General features: G+C 67.1%; 14 protein-coding genes. 7 read left to right on the top strand and 7 right to left on the bottom strand.

Annotated elements, in window-relative coordinates; translation table 11 throughout:
* Positions 1 to 123 precede the first annotated feature (123 nt).
* A complete protein-coding gene (locus CQ045_RS17295) occupies positions 124 to 1,152 on the top strand; it encodes a LacI family DNA-binding transcriptional regulator (protein ID WP_105726007.1) in 1,029 nt (342 codons plus the stop codon).
* 22 nt (positions 1,153 to 1,174) lie between these two features.
* On the opposite strand, the gene CQ045_RS17290 is transcribed toward CQ045_RS17295, so the two are convergent.
* Genes CQ045_RS17290 through CQ045_RS17280 form a run of 3 tightly spaced genes read right to left on the bottom strand, consistent with a single transcriptional unit; the run spans position 1,175 to position 4,672 of the window.
* Positions 1,175 to 2,563 carry an FAD-binding oxidoreductase gene (locus tag CQ045_RS17290; protein ID WP_105726005.1) on the bottom strand — a complete coding sequence of 463 codons (1,389 nt, stop codon included), beginning with the start codon at positions 2,561 to 2,563 and terminating at the stop codon, positions 1,175 to 1,177.
* Positions 2,547 to 3,440, bottom strand: a complete 894-nt coding sequence (locus tag CQ045_RS17285; RefSeq protein ID WP_258131147.1) for an alpha/beta hydrolase — start codon at positions 3,438 to 3,440, stop codon at positions 2,547 to 2,549. Before CQ045_RS17285 ends, CQ045_RS17290 begins: the two co-directional genes overlap by 17 nt.
* 5 nt (positions 3,441 to 3,445) lie before the next feature.
* Positions 3,446 to 4,672, bottom strand: coding sequence for an amidohydrolase family protein (locus tag CQ045_RS17280; protein ID WP_105726001.1), 1,227 nt, complete (start codon positions 4,670 to 4,672; stop codon positions 3,446 to 3,448).
* A gap of 94 nt (positions 4,673 to 4,766) precedes the next feature.
* On the opposite strand from CQ045_RS17280, the gene CQ045_RS17275 reads away from it, so the two are divergent.
* Genes CQ045_RS17275 through CQ045_RS17265 form a run of 3 tightly spaced genes read left to right on the top strand, consistent with a single transcriptional unit; the run spans position 4,767 to position 6,889 of the window.
* Positions 4,767 to 5,333: a TetR/AcrR family transcriptional regulator gene (locus CQ045_RS17275; RefSeq protein WP_105725999.1), complete on the top strand. Its 567-nt coding sequence runs from the start codon at positions 4,767 to 4,769 to the stop codon at positions 5,331 to 5,333.
* Positions 5,330 to 6,559 carry an N-methyl-L-tryptophan oxidase gene (gene solA / locus CQ045_RS17270; RefSeq protein ID WP_105725997.1) on the top strand — a complete coding sequence of 410 codons (1,230 nt, stop codon included), beginning with the start codon at positions 5,330 to 5,332 and terminating at the stop codon, positions 6,557 to 6,559. The genes CQ045_RS17275 and solA overlap by 4 nt, the downstream gene beginning before the upstream one ends.
* Positions 6,560 to 6,568: 9 nt before the next feature.
* Positions 6,569 to 6,889, top strand: coding sequence for a hypothetical protein (locus tag CQ045_RS17265; RefSeq protein ID WP_219844453.1), 321 nt, complete (start codon positions 6,569 to 6,571; stop codon positions 6,887 to 6,889).
* A gap of 21 nt (positions 6,890 to 6,910) precedes the next feature.
* Here CQ045_RS17265 and CQ045_RS17260 read toward each other — a convergent pair whose 3' ends face one another.
* Together CQ045_RS17260 and CQ045_RS17255 are read right to left on the bottom strand one after the other, a co-directional pair.
* Entirely contained in the window at positions 6,911 to 7,285 is a 375-nt protein-coding gene (locus CQ045_RS17260; protein WP_146115269.1) for a hypothetical protein, read from the bottom strand.
* 200 nt (positions 7,286 to 7,485) lie between these two features.
* Positions 7,486 to 8,172: a hypothetical protein gene (locus CQ045_RS17255; RefSeq protein WP_105725993.1), complete on the bottom strand. Its 687-nt coding sequence runs from the start codon at positions 8,170 to 8,172 to the stop codon at positions 7,486 to 7,488.
* A 157-nt stretch (positions 8,173 to 8,329) separates the two neighbouring features.
* Between CQ045_RS17255 and CQ045_RS17250 the strand changes: the two genes are divergently transcribed.
* Together CQ045_RS17250 and CQ045_RS17245 are read left to right on the top strand one after the other, a co-directional pair.
* Complete coding sequence (locus tag CQ045_RS17250) at positions 8,330 to 9,166, top strand: leucine-rich repeat domain-containing protein (RefSeq protein ID WP_146115268.1); 837 nt, start codon at positions 8,330 to 8,332, stop codon at positions 9,164 to 9,166.
* 38 nt (positions 9,167 to 9,204) lie between these two features.
* On the top strand, positions 9,205 to 9,738 hold the full coding sequence (locus tag CQ045_RS17245; RefSeq protein WP_105725989.1) for a hypothetical protein: 534 nt from the start codon (positions 9,205 to 9,207) through the stop codon (positions 9,736 to 9,738).
* A 26-nt stretch (positions 9,739 to 9,764) separates the two neighbouring features.
* Here CQ045_RS17245 and CQ045_RS17240 read toward each other — a convergent pair whose 3' ends face one another.
* Together CQ045_RS17240 and CQ045_RS17235 are read right to left on the bottom strand one after the other, a co-directional pair.
* Complete coding sequence (locus tag CQ045_RS17240) at positions 9,765 to 10,094, bottom strand: hypothetical protein (RefSeq protein WP_219844452.1); 330 nt, start codon at positions 10,092 to 10,094, stop codon at positions 9,765 to 9,767.
* A gap of 100 nt (positions 10,095 to 10,194) precedes the next feature.
* Positions 10,195 to 10,638 carry a DUF6389 family protein gene (locus CQ045_RS17235; protein WP_105725986.1) on the bottom strand — a complete coding sequence of 148 codons (444 nt, stop codon included), beginning with the start codon at positions 10,636 to 10,638 and terminating at the stop codon, positions 10,195 to 10,197.
* A gap of 260 nt (positions 10,639 to 10,898) precedes the next feature.
* Here CQ045_RS17235 and CQ045_RS17230 point away from each other — a divergent pair, with 260 nt between their 5' ends.
* The gene (locus CQ045_RS17230) at positions 10,899 to 11,492 is read left to right on the top strand and encodes a hypothetical protein (RefSeq protein ID WP_258131139.1); all 594 of its coding nucleotides are present in this window, start codon (positions 10,899 to 10,901) and stop codon (positions 11,490 to 11,492) included.
* Positions 11,493 to 11,636: the final 144 nt, after the last annotated feature.

The following is an 11,636-nucleotide window of genomic DNA, read 5'->3' as shown; positions in this document are numbered from 1 at the left end:
CCCGGGGCTGCCGTACTCTGACGGTGAACACGTTGAACCGGTCCAGACGATGTGCGCAGATCCGCGCCAGCTCCGAGGTCCGGCGCACGCCACTCCAACGGGCCCCGGCCGGACAGGACCTCGATGCAGTCAGAGCAGGCTCGGCCACCCCGCGAACGTCGGGGTGTGACGGTTCGCGATGTGGCGCGCCTCGCCGGGGTGTCGCACGGCACCGTGAGCAATGTGCTCAACCGTCCCGATCGGGTGGCGGTCGATACCCGTGAGCGCGTGCAGGAGGCGATGCGCCTGCTCGCCTTCGTGCCCAACGGCGCGGCGCGCGACCTCGCCGTGGGAAGGTCGCGGTCGATCGGCCTGGTGCTGCTCGACCTGGAGAACCCCTTCTTCCTCGAGGTGGCGCGCGGGGTGGAGGACACCGCCAGCGAAGCCGGCTACGTCGTGATGCTGTTCAACTCGGCCAACTCGATGGAACGGGAGACCCGCGCGCTGGGCGCTCTCGAGGCGCACCGCGTGAGCGGGGTGCTGATGAGCCCCGTCGCTCGCATGTCCGACAACCTGAGCCGTCTTCGCGACCAGGGGACGCACATCGTGTTCCTGGACCGCCGCGCTCCCCGCACACAGTCCTGCTCCGTCGCCGTCGACGACCACCACGGCGCAGCCGAGGCGATGAGGCACCTCCTCGCTCGCGGTCACACGCAGGTGGCGTTCGTGTGCGGCGCCAGCCACGTCCGTCAGCATCAGTCGCGTCTGAGCGGCATCCGATCGGCGGCATCCGCGGCCGGCTTGGACCCTGCCGACATCGCGGTGTATCGCGAGGAGATCTCGGTCGGCGGCGGCGCGCATGCCGCCGAACGCATCCTCGCAGCCGGCAACCGCCCGACAGCCGTGGTCTGCGCGAACGACCAGCTGGCCCTCGGCGTGGAACGGACGGTGCTGGCGCACGGCCTCCGCGTCCCCGAGGACATCGCGATCGTGGGGTACGACAACGTGGATCTCGCCTCGCACGCGAACGTTCCCATCACCAGCGTGAGTCAGCCCATGTATGAGATGGGCAAAGCCGCCACGCGGCTGCTCATCGACGAGATGGAGAACGAGGAGCACGTGCACGAGCAGGTGCTCTACACGCCCACCCTGATCACGCGAGCGAGCTCCTGACCGGGCACACCGACTTCCGACGTCAGCCGATGACCTTGCCGGGGTTGAGGATTCCGGCGGGGTCGAGGGCGGCCTTGATCGCGCGATGCATGTCGAGGACGGCCGGAGAGAGCTCGGACACGAGGCCTTCGCGCTTGAGAAGGCCCACGCCGTGCTCGCCTGTGACCGTGCCCCCGAGGGCGAGGGCGGCATCGATGATCTCGGCGAACGCCTTCTCCGCGCGAACGCGAGCCTCGTCGTCACCGGCGGGGACGACGAGGAGCGGATGCAGGTTGCCGTCGCCCGCATGCGCGATGTTGGCGATGAGCACGTCGTTCGCACGCCCGATGGTCTCGATGCGGCCGAGCATCTCCGGGACGGCGCCCTTCGGCACGCACACGTCCTCGGTCAGCACGGGCCCGAGCCGCTCGAGGGCCGGGTAGGCCAGACGTCGGGCGGCGAAGAGCGCCTCCCCTTCGGCCTCGTCCGTGCTCCGGTCGGCCCACGTGGCGCCGCCGCGCTCGAAGGCGGCCAGCAGTGCCGCCGCCTCTTCCTCACCAGCGGCGCCCGGGGTGTCCACGCGTCCGAGCAGGACGACCGCGGCGTCAGCCGAGAGCCCCATGTTCTTCCAGTCGTCGACGGCCCGCAGGCAGTTGCGGTCGATCAGCTCGAGCGCCGACGGCGTGAGCCCGGCCGCTGCGACCTCGCGCACGGCCCTCCCCGCGTCGGTGAGCGAATCGAAGAACCCTGCGATGGTCTGCTCGGGCGGACGCATCGGCCGGAGCCGCACCGTGATCTCGGTGATGATGCCGAGTGTGCCCTCGGAGCCGACGAGGAGACTCGTGAGGTCGAATCCCGCGACGCCTTTCGCGGTGCGGCGTCCCAGCCGAACCAGGTCCCCCGTGCCGGTCACGACCTGCATCCCGAGCACGTAGTCGCGGGTGACGCCGTACTTCACACAGCAGACCCCGCCGGCGTTCGTCCCGGCATTGCCGCCGATGGTCGACCAGGGCGAGCTGGCCGGATCGGGCGGATACCAGAGGCCGTTCTCGGCGACGCGCGCGCGGAGGTCGTCGTTGACCACCCCGGGCTGCACGACGGCGAGTCGCTCGAGCTCGTCCACCTCGAGCACGGCGTCCATCCGCTCCAGTGAGATCACGACGCAACCGGGGAGCGCGTTGGCGCCGCCGGAGAGTCCGGTGCCCGCTCCTCGGGCGACGACCGCCGTGTCATGGCGCAGGCATGCGCGGACCACGGCCTGCACCTCTTCGGCAGTGCGCGGTCGCACGAGGCAGGCCGGCAGCCACCACTGCGCCCACTCGGCGTCATCGTGCGCGTAGCCCTCGAGCACGTCCGGGTCCGTCGTGAGACGGTCGGCGGGCAGCACAGCGGCGAGGTCGGCGAGGAGGGCGGACTCACTCACGATCGTCATCGCCCGGGACGGACTCCGAGCGCGTGTGGCAGGTCTTCAGGTAGCTCAGGAACGAGGCCTGCAGCCCGGTGAGGTGGGTCTCGTGAAGCATCGCCTTCGAGACCTCTCCCGAGCGTCCCTGGGCATGCAGGTCCTCCAGGACGGTGAGGAGGTTCCGGCCGATCTCGCGATAGATCGGAATCGCCCCGAACAGCTCGGCTTCGTTCAGCGTGACGTGCAGCCGCTGAGCGGACGACACCGAGCCGTGCTCCGGCAGCGCGGCGATCAGGGGGAACACCTGGCTGTCCGTGGCCGCGACACCCGGGCTGCCGGCGCCGAAAGTCGCGAACGGAGACGTCTCACGCAGCCACGCGTACAGCGCGAAGAGGCCACCGTAGGAGTAGCCGAAGAGGCCGTGACCGGATTCGCTGACGCGGACCTTCGACTGCAGGAGGGGGTGAAGCTCCTCCGTCAGGAACGAGAGGAAGACGTCGGCGTGGGTGTCGGTCAGCTGCGCGAGGTACGCGTCCATGTGCTCGGGGGTCATCGCCCCGGAATCGCGGGCGGCCGCGAGCGTCCGCCGCATCTCCTCGCCGACGGGTTCCCCCGGCGGCACGAGATCGCGATTGCGGAGCTGTGCCCATTGCGCGGCCTCCTCGCCGGCGTAGCCGACGCTGACCTGGATGTACGGGGCCACCGTGAGGTAGGGGTCCGCCTGCGTGACGATGAGCGGGGCGGTGAAGCCGACTGCCCAGTTGCCGTCCACCACATAGATCAGGGGCAGGGAATCGGTGGACTCCGCATAGCCCGGGGGCGTCGTCACCCAGACCCCGTAGCGATGTCCCGACCGTGCCGTGACCTCGAGGTACTCCGTGTCGGCCAAGCAGCCGTTCAGCATCGCGCTCACTGGGTGTCTCCCTTCATGATGCGGCCGGCCTTCACGACGAAGGCGGCCATGTCCGGATCCGCGAAGACGCGGGGATCGTCGAGCGGGTTCCGCTGCCAGGAGACCATGTCGGCGGCCATCCCCACGCGGAGCATCCCGACGACGTCACCGATGCCGAGGATGTCAGCGTTGACGCGGGTGGCCGAGACGAGTGCCTGCATGGGCGACTCCAGCTCGGCGCGCAGTCGCAACTCCTCACCGCGGCGGTACTGCTCCGGTCCGAGGAGGTCGGATCCGAGCCCGATCCGCACTCCCGCCTCGCGAGCGATCCCGAGCGCGGTCGCCATGCGGTGACGGGCGCCGGCCAGGCGGTCACGCGTCGATGGATCCACGTCGAGGCTCCCGGGGTCCATGATCTGCTCGACGACCGCGAAGGTGGGGACGAGCGCCACATCGTGCTCCCGCATCAGCTGCGCGGTCGGCTCGTCGATGTCCGTGCCGTGCTCCACGCAGCGCACACCCGCCTGCACCGCGTTGCGGATGCCGGCGTTGTTGTGCGCATGCACGGTCACATAGGTGCCGCGCGCCGCGGCCTCCTCCACCGCGACCGCGATCTCGGCCGTCGTGAACTGGGTGTCGTCGAGGCGGTCGTGGCCGCCGACGACACCGCCGGTGACGCACAGCTTGAGGAAGGTCGCGCCGCGGCGGAAAGACTCCCGGACGTTGCGCCGCAGTTCGTCGGCGTTGCCCGACATGAGGGACAGGGCCGTGAGGCCGGGGATGTGGTGCGTCTCCCACAGCTCGGTCGGCTCCCACGCGGCGCCGTAGTAGCCGTGTCCGCCGGTCTGGCATTGCACGGGTCCGCACGACAGCACCCGCGGGCCCCGCACCTTGCCCGTCGCGATGACGTCGACCACTCCCCCGTCGACGCCGCCGGTGTCGCGCACCGTGGTGAACCCCGCGTCGAGCGTGCGACTCGCGGTGGTGAAGATGTCGGCGGCGATCTCCGCGGTCGAGAGCTGGAAGCCGAACTGCGCGCGGATCGGGCTCGAGAGTCCGAGGTGCACATGGGCGTCGATCAGGCCGGGCGTGACCAGCATGCCGTCGAGGTCGACGGTCGCAGCTCCCGCCGGAGCCGTTCCGATCCGGGTGATGGTGCCGTCCTCCACACAGAGGTCCGCGGGCGACGGCTCGGTTCCGGATCCATCGGCGATGATGCCGCCTGCGAACCAGATCTCGGTCATGACGCCTCTTCCGAGAACGACTGCGTCCTCAACAGTGGTGAATTGGTTGTGCGCTAACGTACTCAACAGTGGTGAAGAAGTCAACGGAGGCAACATGCGAGCACCGGTGGGCGAAGGAAGGGCGCGGCTCCTTCAGGCGCTGTTCGATGAGTTCGGCGAGAACGGCCCCAGCCCGAACCTGTCGATGCGGCAGGTGGCCGAGCGACTCGGTGTGCACCACACGCTGCTGACCTATCACTTCGGTTCGCGGCCGGGTCTGCTCAGTGCCGTGCTCTCCGAGGCGCGACGCCGCGACAATCTCATGATCGCGGCGACGAGCGAGGGTCTCGGATTCATCGAGCTGTTCCGGTCGATCTGGGACTTCTACTCCAGCACGGCACAGGAGGAGCGAACCCGCGCCTTCTTCCACCTGATCGGCCTGGCCGTGTATGAGCGCGGCGCCTACGACGAGTTCGTGGCCGATCTCGACGATCTGACGCGTCTCCTCGAGGCAGCTGCCCGTCGCGACGGATTCACGGCGACGGATGCCGCACAGTCGAGCCTCGTCGCGGTCGCCGGCATGCGCGGACTGCTGCTGCAGCGACTGCTCAGCCCCTCGGCGGAGGTGGATGCCGCCGCAGACCGTTTCATCGCATCGTTCACGAAGGAGTCGACAGTATGACCCGGGGATACTCTCACATCGTCATCGGCGCCGGAGCCATCGGATCCGCGGCCGCCTACTGGCTGACACAGGCTGGCGCCGAGCGCGTTCTCGTGCTCGAGCAGTTCGAACTCGGCCATGCCTTCGGCTCCTCCGGTGACCACTCCCGCATCATCCGCCGCGCCTACCATCGCGAGGAGTACACCAGGCTCACGGATGCGATGTTCGCCGCCTGGGCCCACGTCGAGGAGCGCTCGGGCCTGCAGGTCTACACGAAGACCGGCGGGATCGACCTCGCGGCCGCGGGGAGCCCCGGTGCCGCGGAGATCGACGGGTACCGTCAGGCGATGGATGCCGCAGGCATCCGCTACGACGAGCTGACGATCGACGACATCCGCGCCCAGTACCCGCAGTGGAAAGTGACGGACGACACGATCGGGATCCATCAGGCGGATGGTGGCATTCTCGACATCCGCCGGTCGGTGTCCGCTCATGTGTCGCTCGCCCGGGCCGCCGGGGTCGAGTTCCGATCGGGAGTGGTCGTGACCGGTGTTCGGGTGACCTCTGAAGGGGTCACGGTCACGACTCCGGAGGGCTCGTTCGACGGCGGCCACCTCGTCGTCGCCGCCGGCTCGTGGCTGGGCGACCTCATGCCCGACCTCGGGCTCTCCTTCGATCTCACCCTGAGTCAGGAGCAGGTCGGATACTTCTCCTCATCGAACCTGGCGGACTTCACTCCGGACAGGTTCCCCATCTGGATCCATCACGCCGACGAGGTGCACTACGGGTTCCCCGTCTACGGCGAAGCGGCGATCAAGATCGCACGGGACATGCGCGGCCGCTTCATCTCGTCGTCGGAGCGAGCGTTCATCCCGGACGACACGGAGCCGCTGCTGCTCCACGGCTTCCTCCGCACCCACCTTCCGGCCGCCGCCGGTCCGCTGCTGATGAGCAAGACCTGTGTGTACGACATGCCCGCCGACCGGGACTTCGTACTCGACACCGTCCCCGGCCATCCCCATGTCGCAGTGTTCAACGGCGCCGGCCACGCGGGAAAGTTCGCGAGCCTGATGGGGCGGATCCTCGCCGATCTGCTGACCGTCGGCCGCACGGAGCACGACATCTCCGCGTTCAGCCTGCGACGTCCGGCGATCGTCGATCCCGACTTCGTGCCCGTCTTCCGGCTGGGACCGGGTGGGCCCGACCCGATTGCCGTCGACGCCTCACCACCAGGACCCTTCTCTTAGAATCGACTCATGCCTCACGAGTTGTCGGTGAACGGTCGCCCGACTCTCGAACACGTCGATCTGGAGCTGCTGGATTCGTACCGTTTTCCGGACGGAGCAGGGTTTCCCGAGTTGTATCGTGCTTTCATCCGACATGCCGGCTGGGCACGGCTCTTCGGCCTCTGGCTGATCTATCCACCCGTTCTTCCCGGCTTCGCCGACGGCCTTCAGGGGCGTGGGGAGAACCTCACCGCTCGGTTTCACTCCGTGTATCGGGAGGGCGAGGAAGAGGAGTTCGAGTGGATGGTCGAGCCCGATGCCGATTGGTCGCTGCCGGCCGTCGGCTTCTGAGATTCCGTCGCGGTCAGCTCATCAGCGCTCGACCGTGAACCAGGCCGTCGGGCCATTGGTGAGCAGCGGAGCATCCTTCGCCCCGAAATGGGATGCGGCATCCGGCCACGCGACGAGATTCCTCTCCGCGCGAGGCGCCACGTTCTTCGTCATCGGGTCGATCGCGAACACGCCCCTCCCGCCGGTGCGCACCACACGCATCAGTTCGCGGATGTACTCGGCAGTGCGGCTGTCACCTTCCGGCACGGATGCCCGCAACTCGCCGTTGCGCAGACCGTCATCGTCGGAACGTGACCGCACCAGGCTCGCGAGGCCGGCGCCGACGATCGCGTACACCCACCCCTGACCGGACGGGTGACGCACCACATAGTCACGCTGGAAGACGCTCTCGGACATGATGCTCGTGTCCACGAGGGTGACGTGAGGGCCTGCGCACTCGCTCAGTGAGGAGCGAAACGTCGGGGTGGCTGTCTCGGGTTGTTGAGTCGCGTCGACGAACCTCACCGCGGGAAGACTCGTTCGCACTGCGTCGCTGAACTGTGCTTCATCCGCGAGCGTCATGAAGACGCAGAGCCTGTGAAGCTTCGACCGCGTGCTCATGACACCAGTGGTGGCGTGATCTTGGTCGCCCGGTAGGTCTGCCCATCCTTCGTGGCACGCCACCGGCGCCAGTGCTTCGCCGACAGACGGAAGGGCAGGTGCTTCTGCACGTGAGCGGCAGCATCGTGCAACCGGTCGTCGGCGGGGAACCCGAGCCAGAGCGAGAGAGAGGAGGCTGTCGTGCCGAACACGGCACGCACTCCGGACGCGCCCAGGAGGCGACCGTAGCCATCCACGGCGAACCCACCGAAAGCACCGGCATCGATCCCCTCATACGGCGATCCTGTCGCGGGGTCGACCAGAGCGACCTGGGCGTTCCAGACCAGCGAGGCCAGCGGGTGCCCGTGGGTGGTCACCGCTCCCGAGCCCGCACCATTCAGAGCGTCGAGTGCGGCATCGACGTCATCTGAACGAACCCGCCACTGGGTGTGTGTGCGCTGCCGGCTCTGCGGTCCACCGAGGTGCGCTGCCGCGAACGCTTCGACACGATCTGTTTCGTCGGGCGGCCCTCCGGCCCAGAGCTGGAAGGACATCTCCGGGGCACCGATGGTCACGCCGGCGGCATCGAGGAAAGCCTGCACAGTCTCGTAGGCCGTGCGTGGATTCTTGGTGCGAAGCGAGTGCGCACCTCCCGCCGAGGTCGGCAATCCGTCGTAGGTCACGACCTCCTGAGTCAACGTCACTTCTCCATTATCCTGACGACCGGGACGCGCGCGAAGCGTGCGCAGGCGCTGCGGGACCGGCCCGGCGCGGCAGGAACGACGACAGCACGCACAGTTGATCCGAGTTGCGCGGCGGGGACGACAGCCCGCGGACTCACGGTGAATGGATGAGGACATCATGAGCAAGCGGACCATGGTGCTGCACAGTGCGCACCAGGATCAGTTCGACGTGCCGGACAGGGACCTCGTGTTCTACGACCAGCCCTACGACGCCGAGCAGCTGTCGCGCATCACCGATGTGCACCTGTGGTCTCCCCTCGACGGGCCCATCGACCGTCTCCCGGAGATCATCACGGCGATGACGAGCTTGAAGGTCCTCAGCATCGGTCCGGGGAGGGTCCTCCCCACCATCGTCACCGATCTGCGGCAGGGCGATCTCCCCGAGAGTCTGGAAGAGCTCTCGGTGCACATCAGCGATCGGACACTGGTCTGGCCGGATGTGGTGGTGCCGAACCTGAAGACCCTCTACGTCGGCGAACCCTTCCGCTTCAAGAACGAGCACTTCCCCAGGCTCCGGGCTCTCTCCCTCTACCCGCAGAGATCTCTGAACAATGTGCGGCAGGCGCTCGAACTGCCGCTGGAGGAATTGAACCTGTTGAACGTTCCCGCGGACGAGGAGATCTTCCGCCTCGTCGAACCGGTCGGGCTTCGCCGGCTCGGGTTGATCGGCGGACGCACGCTGACGAGCCTCACCGGGATCAGCGCGCTCCCCCGGTTGGAGTCGTTGCAGCTGAAGAATCTCACCGCTCTCGGTGACATCTCGGAGCTGGCTGCTCTCCAGCGACTCGAGATCCTGAACATCCAGTACTGCAAGAAGATCACCGGCATCGCCGCCGTCAACGACCTCCCCCTGCTGCGCCGGCTCACCCTGGTCGGATGCGGGAACATCGGCCTGAAGACCATCGAGTCGAAGCTGTCGACACTGGAATGGGCCAACACAGGCGCGACCACGTGACCGTCTGCCTCTAGAGACTGCTCGGTAGCCTGGGGAGCATGACGGACCTCTTCCGAAGTGCCACCGGATGCTTGCAGGAAGCCGGTTGGACGTGCGAGGCTCCGCTGTCCACGGAAGACGGCGTTCCCTCCGCGCTGCACACCGCACCCGAAACGGTGGTCCGCTGGGTGTCCTCGTTCTCGCTGCTGTCGAACTCGGACGAGACGGTGTGGTTCTTGTCCCGCCATGACTACTCGACCGTCGCGGAGGATGCGTTCGCGTGGAACGAGTGCGAACAGCTGAGCATCCAGGCTGCGACAACGGATGAAGAGGCGGTCGCGATCTCACGTTTCTGGAAGCGCCACGTGCCCGTCCTGCTGTCCGTCCGCGACGGATACGAGTACCTGGCAGTGCGAGACGACGGAGCTGTCGTCCACGGAACGGAGCCGGAGTTCGAAGAGGCGGTCGTCGTGTTCTCGCAGTTCGATGATCTGCTGAGGGACATCATCGCGTGGCCGGCGGCACGGAACGGCGTCGTCGACAGACTACTGTTCGATGCTTCCAGCATCCCCGACACGACGATGGGCCACTAGCCCGCGACCTCCGCATCAGGAGCTGCCTACGCGTCGGGAGTGGCCGCTTCGTCGATGAGGAACGCGAACTTCGCTTGCTCCGCGTCCGCGTCGAAGGCAGGGTCACGAGCAGCGACGCGACTCATGAGATCGGCGACCGCCCTGTGGATCGTCTGCCGCAGGAAGGCGATCGGAGCAGCGGCGGCGCTGACATCGTCGTTGCTGATGCGGATTTCTCCCGTGGCAGTGCGTCGCGACAGGAACACCCGCGGTGTCCGCAACCCGGACGGCCCGGGCACCGGCGTGATCTCGCCTCCGACCATCAGGAAGAGGTCGAGATGATACGAGAATTCCACCGTGCGCAGGTGCTGCTTCATCCGCGTGACCTCCTCGATGAAGCCCGCCTGCGGCGATGGGCCACCCCACACCGTGCGGAACGTGAGCCTCCCGGTCGGCATGCTGTCGCCTCCGGAGGGATCAGTCATCGTGAATCCCCACCTGGATCGGGTCTGTGCCGCCGTCCGGCGTCCCGACCTCCCAACGCAGATCAGGCGCTCCCCTCGGGAGGAGCGGGTCGATCCATTCGGCCACGACTTCGACGATGGCATCTTCGAGTTGGTCTCGAGACCAACCGGCAGGTCGTGCCGGAACCGGGGGCTCCCAGCCTTCCTCGCCCCAGATCACGCTGAACAGCTCCCGTAAATCGCCGAGTCGCCGGTCGAGGGTGAACGAGTCGGCGCCCTCGAAACGCGCCCACACACCGAACGGGCCCTCGGCATCCTGATCGAGGAACACGTCGATCAGCACGCCGTCGGCACCAGCCGTCGCTGCCCGATGGAGCGTGGAGAGCCGGTCGGCCACGGACGGCGACATCGCGTCGAGCACGGCTCTCAGCGCATCACGATATTCGACGGCACCCACCGGGGCAGTTTATCGATCGTGCTTCCTGGTCTTCCGCGATGACGTCCTCGAGCTCGCCCTTCACCGTCCACCCTCCTCATGGATAGCTCGACGACGTCGACGGCCAAGCGCAGGACCAACCCGGAAGCGACTGGCGACCTGGAGGGCGGTCGTGATGGACTGGGAACGTGTCTACGCCCTCTGCCTCTCCCCCGTCTGCAGATCGAGGGGCTACGGAACACCCGTGGCGTGAGATCGACCTCGATGTGTACGAGCGACACATGAGTGATGCGCGGGTGGGGCAGCTGCAGCTACTCAGCGAGATAACGCGTGATCAGTTGACCTCGACGCCCGCTCGACGACTGGGAATCCTTGGTATAGCCGGCGGCAATGGGCTCGACGTGATCGATCCTGAACAGATCGACGCCGTGTTCGGGTATGACATCAACGCCGACTATCTCGTGGCATGCGCCGCTCGGTTTGGGAGGAAGTTCGGTGATCGGCTCGTGCTGACCGAGGCCTGTATCGATGGCCACAGCATGATCGAGCCAGTCGGACTGCTCATCGCGAATCTCTTCATCGAGTACGTGGGCCTCGACGAGTTCCTTGCTTTCCTCGCCGCGAATGCCGGTGGGATCGGTGTCGTATCGTGCGTGATTCAGCGAAACCAGGCCGAATCCTTCGTCAGCTCGACGGAGCAGGCCTCAGCGTTCAACCGGTTGTCCTCGATCGCCTCCGACATCGACGTCGATGCGCTGGAGAATGCGATGGTTGCCCTCGGCTTCCTGTGCAACCACTCGTCAGATCATGCTTTGCCCAATGGGAAGGCACTCCTGCGACGTGATTTTCTCGTCTCTCCGGTCGGAGACTCCTGACCGGTCCAGGGCGATGCCGTCGGATTTCCGTCACGAGCGCGCTTATCCCTCAGCGCGACGAGGTGATCGGATAGCGGCGAAGGAAGTTCACGACGACATCCGTAGCTACGGGGTGGTCGAGGAAGTATCCGTGGCTTCATCGGG

It is taken from the genome of Microbacterium sp. MYb66 (genome assembly GCF_002979435.1).
In the GTDB taxonomy this organism is placed as follows: domain Bacteria; phylum Actinomycetota; class Actinomycetes; order Actinomycetales; family Microbacteriaceae; genus Microbacterium.
The sequence above is the reverse complement of the archived record's forward strand: the minus strand, read 5'-3'. Positions and strand labels throughout refer to the sequence as shown.